The sequence below is a fragment of the Nocardia sp. NPDC004340 genome (assembly GCF_053602575.1).
The window spans coordinates 1,471,383-1,494,244 of sequence record NZ_JBSGDW010000001.1; the positions used below are offsets into that span (position 1 = coordinate 1,471,383).

At 70.5% G+C, this 22,862-nt stretch carries 18 protein-coding genes; 7 read left to right on the forward strand and 11 right to left on the reverse strand.

What is annotated here, in order from left to right; all coding sequences use genetic code 11:
• Positions 1–6: 6 nt before the first annotated feature.
• The 4 genes from ACWEOI_RS06510 to ACWEOI_RS06525 form a co-directional block, all read right to left on the reverse strand.
• Entirely contained in the window at positions 7–4,290 is a 4,284-nt protein-coding gene (locus tag ACWEOI_RS06510) for an alpha-(1->3)-arabinofuranosyltransferase (RefSeq protein ID WP_452359102.1), read from the reverse strand.
• Entirely contained in the window at positions 4,271–4,441 is a 171-nt protein-coding gene (locus ACWEOI_RS06515; protein WP_071812209.1) for a DUF2613 domain-containing protein, read from the reverse strand. The genes ACWEOI_RS06510 and ACWEOI_RS06515 overlap by 20 nt, the downstream gene beginning before the upstream one ends.
• A gap of 127 nt (positions 4,442–4,568) precedes the next feature.
• Entirely contained in the window at positions 4,569–5,660 is a 1,092-nt protein-coding gene (locus tag ACWEOI_RS06520; protein ID WP_452359103.1) for an isochorismate synthase, read from the reverse strand.
• 163 nt (positions 5,661–5,823) lie between these two features.
• On the reverse strand, positions 5,824–6,318 hold the full coding sequence (locus ACWEOI_RS06525; RefSeq protein ID WP_433669224.1) for a universal stress protein: 495 nt from the start codon (positions 6,316–6,318) through the stop codon (positions 5,824–5,826).
• A 234-nt stretch (positions 6,319–6,552) separates the two neighbouring features.
• Between ACWEOI_RS06525 and ACWEOI_RS06530 the strand changes: the two genes are divergently transcribed.
• Together ACWEOI_RS06530 and ACWEOI_RS06535 are read left to right on the forward strand one after the other, a co-directional pair.
• Positions 6,553–6,993, forward strand: coding sequence for a hypothetical protein (locus ACWEOI_RS06530; protein WP_452359104.1), 441 nt, complete (start codon positions 6,553–6,555; stop codon positions 6,991–6,993).
• 16 nt (positions 6,994–7,009) lie between these two features.
• Positions 7,010–8,119, forward strand: coding sequence for an ADP-ribosylglycohydrolase family protein (locus ACWEOI_RS06535; protein WP_452359105.1), 1,110 nt, complete (start codon positions 7,010–7,012; stop codon positions 8,117–8,119).
• A 74-nt stretch (positions 8,120–8,193) separates the two neighbouring features.
• Here ACWEOI_RS06535 and ACWEOI_RS06540 read toward each other — a convergent pair whose 3' ends face one another.
• Positions 8,194–9,516 (reverse strand): acetyl-CoA C-acetyltransferase, encoded by a 1,323-nt coding sequence (locus ACWEOI_RS06540; protein WP_433669219.1) that lies wholly within the window; start codon positions 9,514–9,516, stop codon positions 8,194–8,196.
• A gap of 131 nt (positions 9,517–9,647) precedes the next feature.
• On the opposite strand from ACWEOI_RS06540, the gene ACWEOI_RS06545 reads away from it, so the two are divergent.
• Together ACWEOI_RS06545 and ACWEOI_RS06550 are read left to right on the forward strand one after the other, a co-directional pair.
• The gene (locus ACWEOI_RS06545; RefSeq protein WP_357094171.1) at positions 9,648–11,048 is read left to right on the forward strand and encodes a 3-oxoacyl-ACP reductase; all 1,401 of its coding nucleotides are present in this window, start codon (positions 9,648–9,650) and stop codon (positions 11,046–11,048) included.
• On the forward strand, positions 11,048–11,914 hold the full coding sequence (locus ACWEOI_RS06550) for a MaoC family dehydratase (RefSeq protein WP_379276543.1): 867 nt from the start codon (positions 11,048–11,050) through the stop codon (positions 11,912–11,914). Before ACWEOI_RS06545 ends, ACWEOI_RS06550 begins: the two co-directional genes overlap by 1 nt.
• 176 nt (positions 11,915–12,090) lie before the next feature.
• Here the strand turns inward: ACWEOI_RS06550 and ACWEOI_RS06555 are convergent, their stop codons facing one another.
• The 4 genes from ACWEOI_RS06555 to gnd form a co-directional block, all read right to left on the reverse strand.
• Positions 12,091–13,257: a DUF5685 family protein gene (locus tag ACWEOI_RS06555; protein ID WP_452359106.1), complete on the reverse strand. Its 1,167-nt coding sequence runs from the start codon at positions 13,255–13,257 to the stop codon at positions 12,091–12,093.
• A gap of 101 nt (positions 13,258–13,358) precedes the next feature.
• Positions 13,359–13,967 carry a TetR/AcrR family transcriptional regulator gene (locus ACWEOI_RS06560; protein ID WP_379102574.1) on the reverse strand — a complete coding sequence of 203 codons (609 nt, stop codon included), beginning with the start codon at positions 13,965–13,967 and terminating at the stop codon, positions 13,359–13,361.
• A gap of 130 nt (positions 13,968–14,097) precedes the next feature.
• The gene (locus ACWEOI_RS06565; protein ID WP_452359107.1) at positions 14,098–15,264 is read right to left on the reverse strand and encodes a glycoside hydrolase family 3 N-terminal domain-containing protein; all 1,167 of its coding nucleotides are present in this window, start codon (positions 15,262–15,264) and stop codon (positions 14,098–14,100) included.
• Between the two features lie 163 nt (positions 15,265–15,427).
• The gene (gnd, locus tag ACWEOI_RS06570; RefSeq protein WP_433669213.1) at positions 15,428–16,456 is read right to left on the reverse strand and encodes a phosphogluconate dehydrogenase (NAD(+)-dependent, decarboxylating); all 1,029 of its coding nucleotides are present in this window, start codon (positions 16,454–16,456) and stop codon (positions 15,428–15,430) included.
• A gap of 336 nt (positions 16,457–16,792) precedes the next feature.
• Here gnd and ACWEOI_RS06575 point away from each other — a divergent pair, with 336 nt between their 5' ends.
• A complete protein-coding gene (locus ACWEOI_RS06575) occupies positions 16,793–18,415 on the forward strand; it encodes a VanW family protein (RefSeq protein ID WP_452359108.1) in 1,623 nt (540 codons plus the stop codon).
• Positions 18,416–18,471: 56 nt separating this feature from the next.
• On the opposite strand, the gene ACWEOI_RS06580 is transcribed toward ACWEOI_RS06575, so the two are convergent.
• The gene (locus ACWEOI_RS06580) at positions 18,472–20,298 is read right to left on the reverse strand and encodes an acyl-CoA dehydrogenase C-terminal domain-containing protein (protein WP_433669211.1); all 1,827 of its coding nucleotides are present in this window, start codon (positions 20,296–20,298) and stop codon (positions 18,472–18,474) included.
• A gap of 369 nt (positions 20,299–20,667) precedes the next feature.
• Here ACWEOI_RS06580 and ACWEOI_RS06585 point away from each other — a divergent pair, with 369 nt between their 5' ends.
• Positions 20,668–21,273 carry an alpha/beta hydrolase family protein gene (locus ACWEOI_RS06585; RefSeq protein WP_452359109.1) on the forward strand — a complete coding sequence of 202 codons (606 nt, stop codon included), beginning with the start codon at positions 20,668–20,670 and terminating at the stop codon, positions 21,271–21,273.
• 37 nt (positions 21,274–21,310) lie between these two features.
• On the opposite strand, the gene ACWEOI_RS06590 is transcribed toward ACWEOI_RS06585, so the two are convergent.
• Entirely contained in the window at positions 21,311–21,883 is a 573-nt protein-coding gene (locus ACWEOI_RS06590; RefSeq protein ID WP_452359110.1) for a TetR/AcrR family transcriptional regulator, read from the reverse strand.
• Between the two features lie 78 nt (positions 21,884–21,961).
• Here ACWEOI_RS06590 and ACWEOI_RS06595 point away from each other — a divergent pair, with 78 nt between their 5' ends.
• Positions 21,962–22,852, forward strand: coding sequence for an SDR family NAD(P)-dependent oxidoreductase (locus ACWEOI_RS06595; protein ID WP_433669206.1), 891 nt, complete (start codon positions 21,962–21,964; stop codon positions 22,850–22,852).
• Positions 22,853–22,862: the final 10 nt, after the last annotated feature.

Below are 22,862 nucleotides of genomic sequence, written 5' to 3' on the forward strand. Positions count from 1 at the left end.
CGTGATTCAGCGGCGCGGCGGCAGGGCCGCGATCCCGACCGCGATGATCGCGACCAGCGCCGGGAACTGCACCCAGAGCGAACCGCCGACATAGCCCTCGAACGACCGCCACGGTCCGGTGGACAGCGCGGCCGCGCACACGGCGGTGCCGCCGCCCGCGAGCGCGATCAGGATGCGCGACCAGCCTCGCGGCCGCAGATGAGCGCCGATCAGGCCGAACACGGTGAGCACCAGCGCGACCGGGCCCGCGATCAGACCGGCCCCGGCGGCCAGGCCGAGCCCGGCGAGGGTCCGGCTGCGCCAGGCGCGCGGCGGCGGGCCGTCCGCGCGAACCGGCGACCGCGCGCCCCGGAAGGCCAGCGCCAGCAAGGGAATCAGCAGCACCAGGCCGCCGAAGATGGCCACCAGGTACCAGCGGTCGGTGGGGAAGGACACGGTGATCGGGCCGTGCGCGCCGGCCGGCACCAGCCACGCCTGCTGCCAGCCGTTGATCACCACGGGTTTCAGCGCGGTGCCGTCGGCCGTCGTGGCCTGCCAGCCGACATTCGTCGACAGCGGTAGGACCAGCACCTGCGTGCCGGTCGCCTCGGTCGTCTCCGTCGCGGCGGGCAGGGCAGGGGTGCGGTCGAGGCGCAGCTCGTCGACGGTGAACAGCTCGGTCGGCGCGACCGCGACATCCACGCGCCCGGAGGGGAATTCGAAGGAGTGGTCCTCCGACGCGCCGCCGCCGTTGTCGTCGACCTCGCACACGGTGGCGGGCAGCGATGCGCCGGAACGCAATTCGGCCGCGGTCCCGGTGACCGTGGTGTGCAGGGTGCGACCGGCGGCCACGATGGTGGGCCCGTGCGCGCAGTCGATGGTGATGGGCCGATTCGGATCGGCGGGCGCCGGATAGTCCGGGCCGAGCACGGTCACCTCGGCCAGGCCCGGCGGCTGCTCCTGCGCGAAACCCAGTGCGGTGCGGTCCAGCACGCCGTCCCAGCTCTGCAGCGAGATCTCGATGCGGCTGGTGACGGTCGGGTACAGCTCCAGGCGGGTGGTGCTGCCGGAGTCCGGCTTCACCTCCCGCACCTGGGGGCCGTCGCCCAGGTTCACGGTGACGGCGGTCGGGTGCGCGGGGAGATCGCCGCGCGAGGGCGTCACGGTCAGCCCGGTCACCAGGGTGGGGGCCGGAAGTTCGATGGTGAGCGTGGGTTTGGGCCCGGCCGGATTGCGCACCGTGGTCTCGGGCGCGGTCCAGCTGGTGAGCGGGTCGCCGTCGGTGGCGGCGAGCGCGGAGCCGCGCGGGTCCGCGACATCGGCCCGGCCGCGGGCGATGGGCCGGTCCGGATCGGTGAGCAGGGCCTCCAGGGCGGGGCCGGGGCGGGTGTGCACGATCAGGTCCGAGGCCACGGTGACGGGTTCCGGCACCTGGAGGGTGCGCTCGAACAGGCTCGGTTCCTCGGCGGCCAGCGCCAGGCCCTTGCTGCAGCGGATCCGGTCGGGGGAGTCGAAACAGGCGCTGCGGCCGGGGAATTCCTGTCCCAGGTCCCAGCCCGCGACGGTGGCGCCGGCGGGGGCGGGCGGGAGCACGGTGCGATGCCGGATGTCCACGGTGACCGGGTTCTCGCGGTCGGCGTAGTCGGACAGGCTAAGTTCGGCGATCCCGAACTGTCCACCGGCGCTGCCGTCCTCGGTGTGCACAGCGGTGATCTTGATCCAGTCGGTGCGGCCCGGCGGCAGCGAGATCGACACGGGTGCACCGGGTTCGGTGACGCGGCCCGCGACGGTGCCCTTGGCGGTCTCGACCTCGACCCATTTGATCGGGCTGCCGATGGCGGCCGCACTGGTGGTCAGCCGCAGCACCGCCGAACTCACCGGCTTGTCCAGGTCGAGTCGAAGCCATTGGCCGACAGCGTGTTCGGCGCCATTGCTGATCCACGCGGTGGCCGGGTCGCCATCCACCGCGGCGGCGGTGGAGCTGCCGGGCGCGGCGCCGCCCAGCTGGGTGGCGTCGCCCGCGGCGCTGGAGGCGGTGACGGTCGCGCCGGACCATTCGCCCTCCACCAGCGGTGCGCCGGGCACCGCGTAGTCGGGGACCAGATTGTGGGTGCGGCGGGCGTCGCCGGGGGCACGCAGCGCCGAGTTGTGGTTGTCGACGCGCCCGAAGTCGGCTTCGCGGTCCATCGGGGTGTCGGTGATGGTGACGCCGTGCTGCGGCAGTCCGGCGGTGTTCGCGTCGGCGGACAGCAGGACCGGTCCGGCGGGCACGGCCGGATTGCGCCGTAGTCGTTCCACGATTTCCGGTCCGCCCTGCACGACCGGGAGATTCGCGAGCGGAACGGTGAACGCGCCCGGGAACGAATCCGGCGCGCCCACGCCGCTGCGCACGCTGGTGGGCGTGCCGGGCGCGGGCACCTCGACGCGGTAGATCTCGACGGCCGGGTAGCCGGGCCGCAGATCCCCGTCGGAGACCAGGCCCTCCACCTTGCCGGTCTCGATGGGATCCCCGAATTCGGTGACCTTCCGGATCCCCGGCGACCCTTCGATGGCGCGGTGCGCCAGCATCGGCCGGGTCGAGCGCGAGGTCTCCGGGTCGAGGTCGTTGCGCAGCACCAGGACTCCGATGCCCTGTCCGGCCAGCGTGGCCGCCAGCCCCGCCGACGGCCGTCCGTCGGCGATGAGCCGCTGCACCGAATCCATGGCGCGGATCGCGCCGGGCGGGTTGAGCGGCACCGCGTCGCGCACCGCCCACGGGGTGCTCGCCAGCGCCTGCATCGGCTCGTCGCGGGTCAGGCCCCACACCTGCGAGGCGAACGGCGCGCCCGGCACGATCAGCGCGCGGGTGTCGGAGGCGTTGTGCGCCAGCCAGTCCGCCGTCTGCCGCCAGTAGGCCGGGACCTCGTCGTAGCTGCCGCGCGGTGCGAGCTTGCCGGTCCAGGCCAGCGAGGTGGACAGGGCCAGCGCGGTCAGGATGAGCGCGCCCACCGCCACCATGCGATCGCGTTCCGGATGCGCGAACGCCCTGCGCCACACCGGCATCGGCACCGAGGCCGGCAGCGGGACCCGGGCCAGCAGGTGCGCCAGCCCGAGCACCAGCGGTAGTCGGATCAGCGGTTCCAGCTTGTGCACGTTCCGCAGGGGCGCGCCGCCGGAGTCCAGGAACAGTCGTACCTGTTCGGCGAACGGCCCGCCCAGCGCGCCCGCGTAGCCCGCGCAGATGCCGGTGAGGCCGACGATCAGGATCAGCACCAGCCGACCGCGATTCGGCATGGCCCGCATGGCCAGACCCGCCATGCCCGCCGCCGCCAGCAGCCCCGTGGCCAGCACCGCCGCGGGCTGTGTGACCAGCACCGCGCCCGCGATGCGCTCCGGCGATACGAACGGCGTCCAGCTGTCGGTGCCGCGCAGCACCTCGCCGAGCGAGGCCCACTGCGTGGTCACGCCCGAGGACTCGATGTAGTCCAGGAACGGCGGACTCACCTTGCCCAGCAACAACAGTGGCACCACCCACCAGAAGGTGCCCAGCGCCAGCAGCGGGATCCAGGCGCGGGTGAACCGCCACCACGCCCGATTCGGCTTGTAGGACAACCACCACAGGGCCGCGGGCAGGAAGGCCGCCGCCGTGGCCACCGCGTTGACCGAACCCATCAGGGCGAGCGCGAGGGCACTGCCCGCGGGCGTCGCCATCCCGCGCTTCGATGGTTCGGAGTTCCGGTCCCGCCGCATCGCCACCCCCAGCGCGGCCGGGGCCAGCAGCACCCACGGGGCCAGCATCATCGGCAGCGTCTCCGAGGAGATGGAGCCGAGGGTGGTGAGCACGCGCGGCGACAGCGCGAACGCGACCGCGGCGATCACCCGCGAACCGCGGCTGCCGATGCCGAGGGTCTCGCAGAGCCGGACGATGCCCCAGAATCCGGCGAGCAGCAGCAGCGCCCACCAGATGCGCTGGGTCGCCCAGGCGGGGAGCCCGAGCACGTGCCCGAGCGAGAAGAACGCCCCGTGCGGGAAGAAGTAGCCGTACGCCTGGTTCTGCACCTGGCCCATCGGGGCCTGGCTACTCCACAGATGCGAGGCGCGGGACAGGAAGCCGAGCGGATTCTGCGCCAGGTCGTACTTGGTGTCGGCGACGGTTTGCCCGGGGGCCTGCAGAAAGGTCAGCAGGAATGCTGCGATGACGCTGCCGAGCAGCCAGCGGCGGCCCAGCGGCGCGGTAGTCGGCGACCGGTCCTCGTCCGGACCGGTCGCGGACTGTGAGTCTTCGGTGTGGTCTGGTTCGGAGGTCGTCCGGTCAGCGCGAGCCGTACTCAACGTTGTTCAGCAGCGACGACGAGGCGTCACCGCTGCGGTCGATATCGGGCCGCTTGTCCTGCGAGGCCGCCATTGTGATGACCAGGACCGCCGCCAGGCCGACGAGGGCCCCACCGACAGCACTCGCTGCACCAGGAACGGCAAACTTCATCGCGGTACTCCCAACATCGGACGCATGCGTAACCCGGCCAACCTAGCAGGTTTTGCGCGGCGGGATTCGCGACGCTCGGTTACTCCGGAATCGCACCGCCCGGTTGGTCCGGAATCGCGCAGCCCGGTTACTCCGGAATCGCACAGCTCAGTCCGCCCAGAAAGGTGCGGAGTTTGGCGGTGGTCTCGTGGAGTTCGGCGACCGGGTCGGAGGCCGCGACGATGCCGCCGCCGGCGGAAGCGCGCAGGGTGCGGGCATCGGCGGCGAGTTCGGCGCAGCGGATCGCCACGAACCAGTCGCCGTCGCCGGCGGCGTCGCACCAGCCGACCGCACCGCCGTAGAAACCGCGGTCGCCCTCGAGCGCCGCGATGGCGTCCAGGGCCAGATCGGTGGGGGTGCCGCAGACCGCGGGAGTGGGATGCAGCAGAACGGCCAGGTCCAGGGCGGTGGTGGCCGGGTCGCGCAGGACGCCGCGGATGGGGGTGGCCAGGTGCCAGACCTCGGGGGTGGAGAGCAGTTCGGGGGCGTCGGGAATGGATAGCTCGGAGCAGACGGGGGTCAGCAGTTCCCGGATCCAGTCGATCACGTAGGCGTGCTCGTCGCGATTCTTGGTGCTGGCCAGCAAATCCCGGGCTTGCTCGGCGTCGGCGGCCGGATCGGCGAGCCGGGGCAGCGTGCCCGCCAGCGGGCGCAGGGTGACGGCGCGGCCGTGCCGCGACACCAGGGTTTCCGGAGTAGCGCCGAGGAGAGTGTCGCCCGGCCGTCCGGCGGCGGTCAGGTCGACGGCGTAGACGGCGGCGCGCGGATGCCTGGTGACCAGGTGGGCCGCGATCACCTCGGGTTCCAGCGGGGCCTCCGCCGCGACCCGCAGCGCGCGGGCGGCCACCACCTTGCGCAGCGGCTGCGCGGGATCTCCCAGTTGCTCGACCAGTTTCGTGACCCGCGCGACATGGTCTGCGGCACTCGGTATTTCGGCGACGACCCGCACTTCGGGCAGCTCCGGCAGGGCGGCGGGCCGCCACAGGCCGGCGGTGTGGAGGGCCTGCTCGGGGGCGGTCAGCGCGGCCCGCCCGCGCGGATCGAAGGGCAGCGCGCCCACGATCAGCTCGGCCGCGCCGGACCGCAGCGCCGTGCTCGCGGCCGCCGCCGAGTCGAACGCGGCCCGGGTGCCGGAGGTGCGCAGCACACCGTCCGGGGTCGCGAGCAGAAATCCGTCCATGATGGATCGACGATAGCCCCGCGCCCGCGCGCTCGAGCCCCGGGAGCGACGCATCTCTCACCCCGCCGTCGGCGTGGTCAGACGGATCACCCTGCGGCCCAGCATCTTTCCCGCAAGCGGTGCGATCCGGCCCGCGAGCGGGGCGCCGACCAGGGCCGGAGCCTCACCGACCGGCTGGTTTCTCGTCGGGTTCGCGGCCCGGCGGCACCATCAGCACCGGCCGGTGGCAGTGCTTGAGCACGGCGTCGGCGACGCTGGAGTGCATGAGGGCGCGGATGCCGGTGGCCCCGCGGGTGCCGGCCACGATGATGTCCACATCCAGCTCGTCGGCGGTCTCGACGATGGCGGTCCAGATGGTGGTGCTGCACTCCACGGTGCGCGCCTCAGCATTGAGACCGGCCAGTTTGGCCAGCCGCACGCCTTCGGCATTGATATTCCGGGCGTCCACGAGCGCGACGTCCTCTATTTCGTCGTCGGTCATCCACTCCGGCTGCATCACTCCGGACAGCCCCGACAGCCGCGCGGCCTGTCGCACCATCGGCTCCCACGCCGTCAGCACCACGGCCCGATTCGCGGCCAGGAACCGTCCCGCGTATTCGACGGCCCGCCGGGCGTTCTCGGAGCCGTCGTAGGCGATCAGCATCAAATCGCAGGGCATGACGAACCTCCTGGTAGGAACGCCTCTCTGTCCTCCCGAGGCTACCCCTCGGGCCCGCTGTCCAGTGGACTTGGCAAGACCCGGCACGTCGCAAGTTCTCCACAGTTTGCGAACGATTCACCCAAAGCGGTGGTGCGATGGGGGGTACGGGTTTTCACTGAAATTGTCGGCGGTCGCCGACGATCGACATCGCCGTCGTTGGAGCAGGGCCCGAACGAGGGGTGGATTGTGCGGTTGGACGAGCTGACGACCCCGCAGGAGTGGGCGCGTGTGTACCGCTCCCTGTTCGGTCTCCCCCACGTGCACGTGACCACCCCCGGCTTCGTGGTACTACCGCTCAACGACGCCATCGCGGCGTTGAACACCCCGGAACCCTTGGGGGGCTTGATCCTTCGCGAGATGATGGAGCGCGGCACACCCGGCCCGGTGCTGGTGCGCGACAAGCCGTCGCGCCGCACCTTCCTCGCGGTCTTCGACGGCTACCCCGCCGACGACCTGCTGGAGCTGCTGGAGCGCAACAGCGTCGACATCGGCCCGCACCGCAGTAATGTCATCCTGCCCACCGGATTCGGGCGGCACACCCACGAGGGTCGCTGGTGGGCGCGCGAGCCCCGGCGCGACGAATCGCTGCCGCTGCTCTCCGAGGTGGTCACGGCCACCCGCGCGGTGCTGTGACCGCTGCGGTATCGAGGTGACGATCGAGGCGGCCATGTTCGGCCATCATGAGGCCGACCCCCGTGCCCTGCTGTATTACGAGTGGTGTCAGCGCGCCGAATCCGGTTACGCCGTGGACGACTTCGAGGAAGAAGTGCACGAGCTGGCGAACGCCGACCGACCGGTTCCCGCGGCCTGCTGGCGGCTGCTGGACAAGATCGAACACGCGCCCCGGCTACCTGATTGGCCGTACACGGAGTGGGCCGACGCGCCGCACCCCGGCAATCCGGCCGGGAGCGAGCAGGATTCGGCCGGAACGCTGCCGGAGCCGGTACTGCTGGATCGCCTGCACGGCGGCTGGCTCGGCCGCCACGCCGCTCGTTCCCGCGCCGCCACCGAAATCGACTACGCGGTGCTCGGCCTGCACCTGCTGGAACGCCGCGGCCTCGACTTCAGCCCCGACGACGTCGCGGCCGAATGGCTCGAGCGCCTGCCGTTCCTGTGGACCTACACCGCCGAACGGGTCGCCTACCGCAATCTCATCGACGGCTTCGCCCCACCCGACACCGCCACCTACCGAAACCCGTACCGGGAGTGGGTCGGCGCCCTCGCCCGCGCCGACATCCACGGCTACACCCACCCCGGCCACCCCCGCCGGGCTGCCGACGCGGCCGCCCGCGACGCCTCGATCTCCCACACGGGCAACGGTTTATGGGCCGCCATGTGGTCGGCCGCCCTGATCGCCGCCGCCTTCACCGACCACGTCCCGGCCTCGGCGCTGACCACCGCCGCGGCCGTGGTCCCGGCCCGTTCCCGCCTCGCCGTGGCCCTGGCCGAGGTGCTCGCCGACCACGCTCGCGGCGACACCTGGGAGCGGGCGGTGACCGCCGTCCACGCCCGCCACGACCACTACAACCGGGTGCACGCCATCGGCAACGCCTGCCTCATCGCGGCCGGATTGCTCTGGGGCGACGGCGATTTCGACCGGACCGTCACCCTGACCGTCCAGGGCGGCTGGGACACCGACTCGAACAGCGCGACCGCCGGCTCGGTGGCGGGCATCCTGACCGGGGCCGCCGCGCTCGCCGCCACCGACGGGAACGGTCTCGCCGATCTGGCCGGCCGCACGCGAAACCTGCTCGTATAGACCCGGATACGAGAAAGGCGGTGCGATCCGAGGACTCGGACCGCACCGCCTTCGCGGGGGTGACGCGGTGTCGGCTAGCGCTCGACGATGGCGACGACGCCCTGGCCGCCGGCGGCGCAGATGGAGACCAGCGCGCGGCCGCCACCCTTCTCCGCCAGCTGCTTGGCGGTCTGGGCGATGATGCGGCCGCCGGTGGCGGCGAACGGGTGGCCCGCGGCGAGCGAGGAGCCGTTCACGTTCAGCTTGGAGCGGTCGATCTTGCCGAGCGCGCCGTCCAGGCCCAGACGCTCCTTGCAGTACTGGTCCGACTCCCACGCCTGCAGGGTGGCGAGCACCACGGAGGCGAAGGCCTCGTGGATCTCGTAGTAGTCGAAGTCCTGCAGGGTCAGGCCGTTGCGGGCCAGCATGCGCGGCACCGCGTAGGTGGGGGCCATGAGCAGGCCGTCGGGGCCGTGGATGTAGTCCACCGCGGCGACCTCGGAGTCCACCAGGTAGGCCAGCGGGGAGAGGTTGCGCGCGGCCGCCCACTCCTCGGAGCCCAGCAGCACCGCGGACGCGCCGTCGGTGAGCGGGGTGGAGTTGCCGGCGGTCATGGTGGCGTCGCCCAGCTTGGTGCCGAAGACCGGCTTCAGGGTGGCGAGCTTCTCCAGGGTGGAGCCCGGACGCAGGTTGTCGTCGCGGGTCAGGCCCAGGAACGGGGTGATCAGGTCGTCCATGAAGCCGCGGTCGTAGGCGGCGGCCATGTTCTTGTGCGACAGGTAGGCCAGCTCGTCCTGCGCCTCGCGGGAGATGCCGAACTCCTTGGCGGTGATGGCGGCGTGGTCACCCATGGACAGGCCGGTGCGCGGCTCGGCGTTGCGCGGGATCTCGATGCCGACCATGGACGGGCGCAGGCGGCCGACCAGCTTCACGTAGTCGGAGTTCTTCTTGGCGCGGTTGGCGTCGAGCATCCACTCGCGCATGCCCTCGCTGACGCCGATCGGCGCGTCGGAGGTGGTGTCGGTGCCGCCGCCGATACCGTTCTCGATGCGGCCCAGGGCGATGCCGTCGGCGACGGTGACGATGGACTGCAGGCCGGTGCCACAGGCGAGCTGCAGGTCGTGGGCCGAGGTGTAAGGCGACAGGGTCGAGCCCAGCACGCTCTCGCGGATCATGCCGTGTTCGCCGACGCGCTTGAGCACCGCGCCGCCGACGACCATGCCCAGGCGCTCGCCCTGCAGGCCGAAGCGGGAGACCAGGCCGTTCAGGGTGGCGGTGAACATGTCCTGGTTGGAGGCGTGGGCGTACTTGCCGTCGGACCGCGCGAACGGGATGCGGTTACCGCCGAGGATGGCAACCGGGCGGGCCTGCTTGGTGTTCTTGGCCGCGGCCTTCGCCGAACGGGCTTTGGTGGTCACTCGAGTCTCCAGTGTCTCGTCGGTGGGAGGTTTCCGCACGCGCAGCCCCGGGGGGTGCGCGTCAGTCGGTTTACATTAAACTTACTCTGGAGTAAGTTCATTGTCGACACCGTACCCCGCAGATGTGCGCTATGCCGCTTCCCGCGGACCTAGACAAGGAGAAGGTAGGAAACGTGGCTGCCAGCAAGAGCAAGGGCGCTCCCAACCTCTACGGATCTTTCGTTCACTCCGCCCCCGGCGCGTTCCTGGCCTCGAAGCTGGGCCTGCCGCAGCCGGAGACGCTGCGCCGCTACAAGGCGGGCGAAGCCGCCCTCCCCGGCCCCGTGCTGCTCGGCGGCAAGGGCCGCGCCGCGGACGCCGTGCGAAACCTGCTGGGCGACTACACCTTCGTCGACGCCGTCACCCCGGGCGTGAAGTTCGGCGCGCTGGTGTTCGACGCCACCGGCATCCGCACCATCGAAGAGCTGCAGCAGCTGTTCGAGTTCTTCCAGCCCGCCATGCGCAGCATCGCCCCCTCGGGCCGCGTGCTGGTCATCGGCACCACCCCGGAGCTGGCCGGTTCGGTCGACGGCCAGATCGCGCAGCGCGCGCTCGAGGGCTTCACCCGCTCGGTCGGCAAGGAGCTGCTGCGCGGCGCCACCGCCAACCTCGTGTATCTGCACCCCGAAGCCGCCACCGCCGCAACGGGTCTGGAGTCCACCCTGCGCTTCGTGCTGTCGGGCAAGTCGGCCTTCGTCGACGGCCAGGTCTTCCGGGTCGGCTCCGACGACGCCGTCGCCCCCGCCTCCTGGGACAAGCCGCTGGAGGGCAAGGTGGCCGTGGTCACCGGCGCCGCCCGCGGTATCGGCGCCACCATCGCCGAGGTCTTCGCCCGGGACGGTGCGACCGTGATCGTCGCCGACATCCCGGCCGCCGGTGAGGCGCTGTCCGAGACCGCCAACAAGGTCGGCGCCACCGCCCTCGCGCTGGACGTCACCGCCGCCGACGCCGCCGAGAAGCTGGCCGCCTTCGCCACCGAGCGTTTCGGCGGCATCGACATCGTCGTCCACAACGCCGGTATCACCCGCGACAAGCTGCTCGCCAATATGGACGAGGGCCGCTGGAACTCGGTCATCAACGTGAACCTGGCCGCGCCGCACCGCATCACCGAGGGCCTGGTCGCCGCGGGCGCGCTGCGCGCCGGCGGCCGCGTCATCGACGTGTCCTCCATCGCCGGCATCGCCGGTAACCGCGGTCAGACCAACTACGGCGCCTCCAAGGCCGGTGTCATCGGCATGGTGAACGCCGAGGCCCCGAAGCTGGCCGAGAAGGGCATCACCATCAACGCGGTGGCCCCCGGCTTCATCGAGACCGCCATGACCGCCGCCATCCCGCTGGCCACCCGCGAGGGCGGCCGCCTGCTGTCCTCCCTGCTGCAGGGTGGTCAGACCGTGGACGTCGCCGAGACCATCGCCTACTTCGCCTCCCCGGCCTCGAACGCGGTGAACGGCAACATCGTTCGCGTCTGCGGCCAGGCCATGATCGGAGCATGATGTCGCAGACCATCACTCTGTCCGAGGTGCCGAAGAACGGCGGCCTGTTCGTCAAGGCCGCCCTCGGCGCGCTGCCGGTGCCCGGACTCTCGGCCCGCAAGCCGACCCTGCCCGATCGCAGCGTCCGGCTGGAGGGCTTCCGGGTGAACCCGGACCACCTGGCCGCCTACTGCCGGGCCACCGGGCTGCGCTTCAGCGACTCGCTGCCGCTGACCTACCCGTTCGTGCTCAGCTTCCCGCTGGCCATGCAGCTGGTCGTCGCGCGGGACTTCCCGTTCGTGGCGGTCGGCGCGGTGCACGCGGAGAACGTCATCGAGCGCACCCGTCCCATCTCGGTCGCCGAGCCGCTGGACTTCGACACCCACATCGAGAACCTGCGTGAGCACCCGAAGGGCCTGCTCGTGGACGCCGTCACCGAGGTGAGCGTCGGTCGTGAGCTGGTGTGGCGGCAGGTCACCACCTTCCTGCACCAGCAGCGCACCTCGCTGTCCGGCGGCCCCAAGCCGGAGCCGAAGCCGGACGAGGTGCCGCCCGCGCCGCTGCGCACGCTGCGGGTCGATCAGAAGATGATCAACCGCTACGCCGCCGCGTCGGGTGACCACAACCCGATCCACACCTCCGCGCTGGGCGCCAAGGCCTTCGGATTCCCGAAGCCGATCGCGCACGGCATGTGGTCGGCGGCCGCCATTCTCGGGTCCATCGAGGGCCGGGTTCCGGACCGGACCACCTACTCGGTGAAGTTCGGCAAGCCGATCCTGCTGCCGTCCACCGTGAACGTGTACGCCGACCAGGCGTCCGGTGGGTGGGACTTGTCCTTGAAGCACCCGAAGAAGGGCTATCCACACCTCACCGCTACGCTGCGCTGAGTACGAGCCTGACACCCGAGGTTTCGGGCGGAGCCGTGATCACACGGCCCGCCCGACGGGGGTGAAGAGCCGCACGTTGTCTCGGATACCGGATGTCGCCACGCAGGGGTTTCTACATCCGGTACGAAACAGCGTGCGGCTCTTGCCATTTCGTGGGGACCGACACCGATCCGGCGTCAGCAGCCGCAATCGCAACCGCAGTCGCAGCAGTCGCAGTCACAGTCGCAGCAGTCCCCGCAACCGTCACAGCCGCAATTCCCGCAGCCGTCGCAGCAGTTCATCCACGGCTCCTTGCGGCGGCCGCTGCACGGGCCGGTGTGCTCGGCGCAGCACGCGTACCCGGTGCAGTACTGGGTGCAGATGATGCCGAGACCTTCGAGCAGGTTCGGCTTCTCGCGCAGGTCATCCGAACCCGGCCGCTGCGTGAAGGTCGCCACCGGCAGCGCCGCGGTCCGGGTGCGGCACGCACCCGTGGCGCAGGTGTGGACGACGCCCGCAGCCCGGCCGAGCCGCTTGACCACACCGCCCAGCGGATCGAGCAGCGCCCAGCGGACCGTCGCGGTCCGGTCCAGGGCGACCCGGGTCAGGGCCGCGCGCAAGAGCGAATTCGATTCGGCCACCAGGGCATGCGCCTGCTCCGGCGTGGTTCCGGTGGCGGACAGCGGATTGAAACGCCCCTCGGCCCGGTCGGCGTCGAGATCCTCGAGCGCGTCCGCGAGATGGGCGATCCGGCCGAAATGCCATCCGGCTTCGCGCAGCGCGCCGGCGTTCTCGGGGCGATCGGCCAGGATCGCGGTGTGCGCGAACAGCTCCGCGGCGCAGACCTGGGTCGGCTCGGTCAGTTCCGCCAGCGAGCTGCCGGGCGAGTTCTCCAGGCGCAGCTGCGATTCGATGGCCGCGATCAGGGGCTCCACATCCAGGCCCAGCGGCGCGGCGGCCGAGCGGGCCCGGGCGTGCCAGCGGGTGGAGACGCGGGTCAGCGGACGACGGGCCAGCCGGTGGGCGTCACCGTCGTCCACGTGATCGCGAATCTTGGCCGCGCCCAGCAGCAGTGACGCGGTGGCGGCCAGCCGGACCCCGGGCGCGTCCGCGGCGAGCACCTCGGCCCGGCGCATACCGCGCAGCGGGCACGGGCCCGCGGCCGTACGCGCCGAAGGCAGCGATTGCTGTGCCTCGGTGAGGATCTCGAGCACGATGGCGTCGGTATTGGTGGCCGCGCGGGCCAGCTGGCCGTGCCCGTCGCGCAAGCCCAGGCACAGACCGCACATGTGCGCCTGCCACGCCGAGGGGTCGATTCCGTGCCGTGCCGCACTGTGCGCGCACGGCTTCAGCAAGCCGAACAAGATGTCCCCGCTCCCCGGCCGGAAGGGCCGTCCTGCAACACGATCGCAGCGAACTGTGGCAGGCGCGCGCCGGGACGGCAAGTCCGGCGGGCCGCACCGGTTCAGGCGGGCTCGGCCCGCTTCTTGCTGCCGGACAGACCTCGCCAGGCCAGATCGTCGAGCAGGTTCACGGCCACGTCCATGTCGATCTGCCCGCTGGCGACCCGGTCGGCGATGGCCTCGCCCGCGCCGATCACCGCCACCGACACCACCTCGAAATTGGTGCCCGGCTCGGCGTACTTGGCGCTGGACTCCAGCAGTTTCGCGGTGAGCTCGATGATCCGGTCGCGGCTGTTGGCGATCTCGGTGGCGAACGGCTGCTGGCCGAGCGCCTGCCGGTAGAGGACCTGCCAGGACAGCCGGTTCTGGTCCACGTAGGCGAGGAACGCCTCCAGGCCCGCGCGCAGCTGCTCGTGCGGGGTGAGCTTGGGGTTGCCCGCGACCGCGACCGCTTCGATGAAGCGCGCGCTCTCGCGCAGGATGCAGGCGCGGAAGAGTTCGTCCTTGGAGCCGTAGTAGAGGTACAGCATCGGCTTGGAGATCTTCGCCTCGGCGGCGATCGCGTCCATCGAGGTGTCGTGGTAGCCCTTGCGCGAGAAGACCTCCACGGCGGCGTCGAGCATCTGCTGCTCGCGCACCGCGCGAGGAAGCCGTTTCGTTCCGCCTGCCATTCACTCTCCTCGGACCGGACAGTCGGCGCTCATCGCAAGCGCCGAAGCCCTTATCTTACTCCATGGTAAGTTCCGCCAGTGTGAATTGCCGGTGATTCGCCATGCCTGGACGGCGGCGTCGGGGCCGATCTCAGCAGTGCGGCGCGGAGCCCTTGAACTTTGCCATGCGCAAGACCGAGGCATCCACCTGGGATCCCGGTAAGCGGCCACTGTTCACCGCCGCCACGAGCCGGTCCAGCACCTTCGGCACCGCGTCCGTGGTGATCCACAGGGCATTGTCGGCCCCCGCGATCAGGGCGGCCTCCACCGCGTCCTCGATGCTCATCCGGCTGGTGATCGCGGCCATGCCGCCCAAGTCGTCGGTGAAGATGACGCCCTCGAAGGGTGCTGCGCCGTAACCCGTGCCCTGACGCAGCAGCGCCATCGCCTGCGGGCTGATACTGGCCGGCACATTCGCGGTGGTCAGACCCGGCACATCCAGGTGCCCGACCATCACGGCGGCGCCCGAATCCACCAGATTGCGGAACGGGACCAGGTCCGTGGTCTGCATCTGATCCAGCGGCGGCGTCCGCACCGCGCCGGTGTGCGAGTCGCCCGAACCCGAGCCGTGACCTGGGAAATGCTTGATCACACTGCCCAGCCCGGCGTCCTTCATGGCCCGGATCTGCGCGCCCGCGTACTGCGTCACCACATCCGGATCGTCGGAGAAGGAGCGGTCGCCGATCACCGAGTCGTCGGGCTGCGCGCTCACATCGGTGTCCGGCGCGAAGTCCACGGTCACGCCCAGCGCCCGCAGCTGCTTCGCCCGGTCCAGGCTGAAGGTGTAGAACTCGTCGGGGCTCATGGTCTGGGCGATCACCCGGGCCGAGGGCGCGGGCCCGATCAGGTCCTTGGCCCGCGAGACCCGGCCGCCCTCCTCGTCGATGGTCACCATGAGCGGGGTCCGCGACGCCTGCTGAACGGCGTCGACCTGATGCTGGGCCAGCATGGCCTTGTCGGTCCAGCTGCCGATGAAGATGCCGCCGATCTGCTCGTTCCGCACCACGTTCTCGGCGTCGGCCTCACCGGTCACGCCGACGGTCAGCAGCTGCGCGAGCTTCTGCCGCAAGGTGAACTCCGAGAGGTACCCGGCCGCGCAGTCCTGCTTGCCCGTCGTCGGCGGCGGCGGCGCGACGGCGCTGCTGCTCGGCGCCGCGCTACCGCTGGTCGGCGCGGCGTCGGTGGAGTCCTTCCCACCCGAACAGGCGGTCAGGGCGAGGGCGGTTACCGCGACAACGATCCCCGGTGCAAGGCGCATGCTTCGACGGTAGCTCCTCCGCCTCCCCGAGACTTCAGCGGACGGCTGAGAGCCGTCTGCCGTTTCGCACCCGTGCCGGCGGCTGGGAGCCGAGCCGATTCCCGACGTACCCGGCGAGTTACCCCCGAACTCGCGAAATCTGTTGTCGCCTTTCGTATCCCACTTACCGCTCCGGCAGCTCGTGATGCCCGCCGAAGGCCTGGCGCATGGCCGACAGCGTCTTGTCCGCGAACAGGGCCTCGCCGCGGGAGGCGAAACGCTGGAACAGCGCCGCCGACAGCACCGGCGCGGGCACGCCCTCGTCGATGGCGGCGTCCACGGTCCAGCGGCCCTCCCCGGAGTCGGAGACCCGGCCGCCGAAGGAATCGAGATTCGGGTCGGCGTACAACTCGGCGGCGGTGAGGTCGAGCAGCCAGGACGCCACCACCGATCCGCGCCGCCACACCTCGGCCACCTCGGGGATATCGATGTCGTAGCGGTAGTACTCGGGATGTTCGAGCGGCGTGACTTCCGCGGAATGCTCGTCGTCCTGTTCGCTGCCGACATTCGCTTTGTGCAGGATATTGAGGCCCTCGGCATAGGCGGCCATCGCGCCGTATTCGATCCCGTTGTGCACCATCTTCACGAAATGCCCCGCACCCGCCGGGCCGCAGTGCAGATAGCCCTGCTCGGCCTGGGACGGGGTGCCGCTGCGGCCGGGTGTGCGGGGCGCGGCGTCGACGCCGGGGGCGATGGATCTCAGCAGCGGATCCAGGTGCGCGACGGGTTCCGGTTCGCCGCCGATCATCAGGCAGAAGCCGCGCTCGAGACCGAACACGCCGCCCGAGGTGCCGATGTCGACGTAGTGAATCCCCTTGGGCCGCAGCTTGTTCGCGCGGGCGATGTCCTCGTGGTAGCGGCTGTTGCCGCCGTCGATGATGATGTCGCCGGGCTCCAGCAGCTCGGCGACATCGTCGATGACCGTGCCCGTCGCGCCGGCGGGGATCATCACCCACACCACGCGTGGGGTGTCGAGCATGGCCACGAATTCCTGAAGTTCGGTACTGCCCTGGAACTTGTCGCCGAGTTCCCCCGCGAGTTCCTCGATGTGCCCGGGCTTGCGTTCATATCCGACCGCGGTATGCCCGTCGCGCACGATCCGGCGCACGATATTCGCGCCCATCCGCCCGAGCCCGATCATCCCCAGCTGCATAGGTCGCTCCTCCGCCTCTTTCGAGATCAGATGTTGCGTTCGCTATGACGACGATAGCCCTCTCCGGAAACTTTTCCCGATTCGTGAAATGGGTGTGTAACACCCTGGAACCGGTGTCGATAGAACGGGTGGCTCCGTGCTGTTGCCAGACCCCCGACCCGGCAACCGCACGGAGCTCTTTGCATCTCAGGACTGGCTCTAAACCGCGCGACCGGTATCGTTGCAGCAGGTTTGCTGAGAGCTGGGGAGATGGTCGTGACCGGTGGAATTGCTCGTGTACGCCATGCTCTGAATTCGAAGGCTGGGCGTCGCGCCGGGATCGCCGTTGGTGTGCTGGTGGCCGCCGCGACGGTCGGATACCTGGTTGATCTGTCCGTTTCGTCCGGAAATGTGCCGCGCGGTACACAGGTGGCCGGGATCGATATCGGCGGCGAGGATCGGGCGGCCGCCCGGGCCCGGCTGGAACCCGCGCTCGAACAGCGGGCGACGCGGCCGATCACCGTCCGCACCGGGGACGCCACCACCGACGTGGTGCCGCGGGCCGCCGGACTGGGCGTCGACTGGGACGGCACCTGGGACCGGATCGGCGGTCAGCCGCTCAACCCCTTCACCCGGATCGCGTCCTTCTTCACCACCCACGAGGTGGAACCCGCCTCCACCGTCGACGCCACGGCCCTGGACAAGCAGCTGGAGGCCCTGCGGGCGCACGATCGGCGTCCGGTCGAGGGTGGGATCGCCTTCGAGGGCGCGCTGCCCGTCGCGGTCCGCCCGGTGCCCGGCCTGACCCTCGACGCCCCGGCCGCCCGCACCACCCTGATCGACCACTGGGCCGACGGATCGGCGATGACCCTGCCCATGGTGGAGACCCCGGCCACGGTGACCGCCGACGCTGTCGACCGCACCCTGCGGATGGTCGCCGAACCGGCCGTGCGCGCCCCGATCACGTTCACCGGACAGGGCGGCGACGCCACCGTGGAACCGGCGCAGATCGCGAGCGTGCTCGCTTTCCCGCCGGACGGCCATGGCGGACTGGGCCTTTCGATCAACCGGGAGTCGATGATCGCCATCCTGGCCCCGCAGTTGCAGGCCACCGAGACGAAGCCGCAGGACGCGAGCTTCGACCTGAGCGGTTCCCGCGCCGCGGTGCGGCCCGCGGTGCCCGGGCTGCTGGTCGACTGGGACAAGACCCTGGAAGACCTTCCGGCCGTGCTGAATTCGCCGGGCATGCGGGTCAAGCCGGTGGCCTACAAGGAGGTGCAGCCCAAGCTGAGCACCGAGGAGGCGGGCAAGCTGGGCATCACCGAGGTGATCGGCTCCTTCACCACCGGCGGGTTCAGCGGGCCGTCCGGGGTGAACATCGGCGTGGTCGCCCGCAAGGTGAACGGCGCGCTGGTGCGGCCCGGGGAGACGTTCTCGCTCAACGGTTTCACCGGCCCCCGCGGCGTGGCCGAAGGCTATGTGGAGTCCGGCATCATCAACAACGGCCGTCCCGCCAACGCGGTCGGCGGCGGCATCTCGCAGTTCGCCACCACCCTCTACAACGCCGCCTATTTCGCGGGCATGGAGGACGCGGGCCACACCGAGCACAGCTACTACATCTCGCGCTATCCGGCCGCCCGCGAGGCCACCGTCTTCGACGGCGCGATCGACCTGAAGTTCCGCAACAACACCCCGTACGGCGTGATCATCGACGCCGCCTCCGACGCCTCGAACGTGACCGTCCGCATGTGGAGCACCAAGACCGTCGACGTCGAATCGATCACCGGGGACCGCTCCAAATACACCGAGCCCCAGACCATCACGCTGCCCGCGGGCAAGGACTGCGTCCCCTCCAGCGGCGGCTCCGGCTTCACCACCTCCGACACCCGCGTCATCCGCGACGCCAAGACGGGCAAGGAGATCTCCCGCAACACCCGCACCGTCAAATACGACCCGATCCCGGTCGTGCGGTGCCAGTGATCCGGATATAGCGAAGGGGCCCGGGTGATCACCCGGGCCCCTTCGTCATTCAGCTATCAGAACGCGGCTTCGTCGAGTTCCATGATGTCGTTGTCGAGGTTCGACAGGACGGTGCGGACCGAGGTCAGCTCGGGCAGCACGTTGCGGGCGAAGAACTGCGCGGTGGCGATCTTGCCGTCGTAGAACTTCTCGGTGGAGCCGGCGTCGAGGGCGTTGATGGCGACCTCGGCCTGCGACAGCAGCAGCCAGCCGATGATCAGGTCACCGACGGCCAGCAGGAAGCGGACCGAACCCAGGCCGACCTTGTAGAGCTCCTTCGGGTCCTGCTGGGCGCCCATCAGGTGCCCGGTCAGGGTGGCGGCCATGCCCTGGACATCCTCGAGGGCGGTGGCGAGCAGCTTGCGCTCGGCCTTCAGGCGGCCGTTGCCACCCTCGCGCTCGATGAACTTCTGGATCTGGCCGGCCACGTGGGCCAGCGCCACACCGCGGTCGCGGGCGATCTTGCGGAAGAAGAAGTCCTGCGCCTGGATGGCGGTGGTGCCCTCGTACAGCGAGTCGATCTTGGCGTCGCGGATGTACTGCTCGATCGGGTAGTCCTGCAGGAAGCCGGAGCCACCGAAGGTCTGCAGCGAGTCGGTCAGGTACTGGTAGGCGCGCTCGGAGCCGACACCCTTGACGATCGGCAGCAGCAGGTCGTTGACGCGGAACGCGGTGTCCTTGTCGGCGCCCGAGACCAGCTCGGCGACATCGGCGTTCTGGTGCGCGGCGGTGTACAGGTACACGGCGCGCAGGCCCTCGGCGTAGGCCTTCTGCATGGCCAGCGAACGACGCACGTCCGGGTGGTGGGTGATGGTGACGCGCGGGGCGGCCTTGTCGGTCATCTGGGTCAGGTCGGCGCCCTGCACGCGGGTCTTGGCGTAGTCCAGCGCGTTCAGGTAACCGGTCGACAGGGTGGCGATGGCCTTGGTGCCCACCATCATTCGAGCGTTCTCGATGACGTCGAACATCTGCGCGATGCCGTTGTGGACCTCGCCGACCAGCCAGCCCTTGGCGGGTACGCCGTGGCCGCCGAAGGTGACCTCACAGGTGGCCGAGACCTTGATGCCCATCTTGTGCTCGACATTGGTGACGAACACACCGTTGCGCTCACCCAGGGTGTCGGTCTCGAAGTCGAAGTGGAACTTCGGCACGTAGAACAGCGACAGACCCTTGGTGCCCGGGCCGGCGCCCTCGGGGCGGGCCAGCACCAGGTGCATGATGTTCTCGAACAGGTCGTCGGAGTCGCCCGAGGTGATGAAGCGCTTGACGCCCTCGATGTGCCAGGTGCCGTCTTCCTGCTGGACCGCCTTGGTGCGGCCGGCGCCGACGTCGGAGCCCGCGTCGGGCTCGGTCAGCACCATGGTGGCGCCCCAGTTGCGGTCGGCGATCTTCTGAGCCCACTGCTTCTGCTCATCGGTGCCGTTGTTGTAGAAGACCTGCGCGAAACCCGCACCGGCGGCGTACATCTGGGCGGCCGGGTTGGCGCCCAGGACCATCTCGCCCAGGGCCCAGCCGACGACGGACGGGGCGCCGAGGCCACCGAGCTCCTCGCGGACGGGAACCTTGGACCAGCCGCCGTCCTCGAGGGCGCGGTAGGACTTCTTGAAGGACTCGGGGAGAGTGACCGTGTGGGTGTCGGGGTTGAACACCGGCGGGTTGCGGTCGGCATCGGCGAAGGACTCGGCGAGCGGGCCCTCGGCCAGGCGACGGACCTCGCTCAGCATTTCCTTGACGGTGTCGGCGTCGAGGTCGCCGTAGGCGCCCGCGTCGAGGAGCTTCTGGATGCCCAGGAACTCGAACAGGTTGAACTCGAGGTCGCGAACGTTGCTCTTGTAGTGACCCATGGTCGTACTCACTCTCCATTGAGATGGGTGCGGTTCGGTGTGTGCCGTTCCCGCCCGTAAGGTCTCCACCGGGTAGACACCGTAAAGCAGCGCTACTAGCGGGTAACTTATGCGCCATGTTACCGACCGGTAGGGGGCCCGCCAACCCGATCGAGGCCGAATGTGACCGAAAGCACGCGGGTAACCGGGGGTAGGGGTTTCGCTGAGTCCGTGGGTATCCCGTCGTCGCAGGTGAAAGCCCTGCGGGAGATCGATGCGGAGGCGACGTGAGGCCCTCGACACAGTCGGCTCCGGGCGCGAGGGCAACCTTCGCGCACACCTCCGGTGTGCCGCGCGAAACCCGCCTGTGACGGTGGTTACGGTGCGTGTATGCGGATCGAGACGAGTGCGGGACCGGCGGAGGCGGAGATCGCCGAGCCCGGGCGGAAGAAGCCCGGATTCCTGCTGGTGCTCACCCACGGCGCCGGCGGCGGGGTCGATGCGAAAGATTTGCTGGCCGTGCGGGATTCGGCTGTCGCCCTCGGCGGCGCGGTGGCGTTGGTGACCCAGCCCTATCGGGTCGCGGGGCGGCGCGCGCCCGGCAAGGCCGACGTGCAGGACGCGGCTTGGCTCGAAATCATTGCGGCCCTGCGGAAGAAGGTCCGGGGCGCGCCGCTGATCCAGGGCGGGCGCAGCAATGGCGCGCGGGTGGCGTGCCGGACCGCGCGCGCGGCGGGTGCGCGCGGGGTGGTCGCGTTGTCGTTCCCGCTGCATCCGCCGGGTAAGCCGGAGAAGTCACGGCGCGAGGAACTGCTGGAACCCGGCGACATCGAGGTCGTCGTGGTCAATGGCGCGCGCGACCCCTTCGGCATTCCCGATGCCGCCGACGCGGCCGAGGTGCATGTCATTGCGGGACAGGCGCATTCGTATCGCGCCGGGTTCGAGGAGATCGTCGCCGCGATCGAGCCGTGGCTGGAGCGCTGGTCCGCGAACTGAGCGGTTGCGCACCGCCGGGTGGGTCCGTCTCGCGGGCTCAGCGGGCCTTGCCGAGGTAGGCGAGCAGGTCGTCGACGAGGTCGGTCGGCGTCGCGTGTCCCTTGCCGTTCGCGTCCAGGTGGCCGGAGGAGGCGAGGTCGGCGGCCCCGTGGGCCAGCGCGCGGACCAGGGAGGCCATGCGTTCGGTGTCGCCGCCGGGCAGGCTGCCCGCCTCCTGGGCCAGCCCGACCAGGGCGATCAGCGCGTTCTGGGCATTGCGCCCGGTCTCGGCGAGTTCGGGGGTCTCGTCGGCCCAGTGGCCGAAGACCAGCTTGAAGCGGGCGGGGTGTTCGAGGGCCCACGCGATGTAGCCGTGCAGCACCCCGCGCAGCATCTCGACCGGCTCCGGGCGCTCCTGCACGATGCGGGCGAAATCCGCTGAGCGCTCGGACAATTCGCGGGCGGCGACCGCCGCGAGCAGCGCGTTCTTGTTCGCGAAATGTTTGTAGGGCGCGTTGTGCGAGACGCCCGCGCCGCTGCCGACCTCGCGCAGCGTGACGGCCTCGACCCCGCCGGCGTCGAGCAGGCGGAGGGCGGAATCGAGCAGCACGGTGCGGGTGGACGGCGGCATCGGTCCATCGTAATCAGCGGTTGACAGTGTCAACCAGCGCGCCTAGGTTGACACTGTCAACCTCTGATGGGAGCGGGTATGGACCGGGGAACAACAGCCGTCGTCACGGGCGCGACGAACGGCATCGGGGAAGCGATCGCGCGGCAGCTCGCCGCGGCCGGCGCGGAGGTGGTGCTGGTCGGGCGGGACCCGGGCCGCTTGCGCGCCGCGCGGGAACGGATCACGGCGGCCGTGCCCGACGCCGTGCTGCGGGACGAACTCGCGGATCTCTCGCTGGTCGCGGACGTGCGCGCGCTCGGGGATCGCCTGCGGGACAGCCGGATCGACATCCTGATCAGCAATGCGGCCGTGGTGGCCGACATCGCCGACCGCACCGCCGAGGGCTTGCAGCCGACCCTGGCCACCAACCACCTCGCGCCGTACCTGCTGCTGCGCACCCTGGGTGAGAACCTCGCCGACGCCGGGCGATCCGCGCGACTGGTGGTGGTCGGGGCCTCACCGACCGCCTTGCGCTCGGTGCCCGTCGATCTCGACGATCTGGGATTCCGGAACCCGCGCGCGCTCGGATTCCCGCCCAGTTTCCGGCCTTTCGTGGCCTACGGGCGCACCAAGAACATGAACGCGATGTTCGTCTACAGCCTGGCCGAGCGGCTCGCGGGCAGCGGCGTGACCGTCAACGGCGCGCATCCGGGGATCATCCGGCACACCGGGCTGGGCCGGGAGTCCGCGCGCGGGCTGCTGCGGGTCTTCGGCTGGTCGCAGTGGGTCAATCCGCTGCTGCCCGGTCCCGACGCCGGGGCCGATACGCCGGTCTGGCTGGCCACCGCGCCCGAACTCGAGGGCGTGTCCGGTCGATTCTTCGTGCGCCGCAAGGATGTCGCGACGGCCGCGCACACCACCGATCCGGCCCGCCGCACGCGGCTGTGGGACGAGAGCGCACGGCTCACGGGGCTGACCGTCGACCACTGACGGGCCGCGG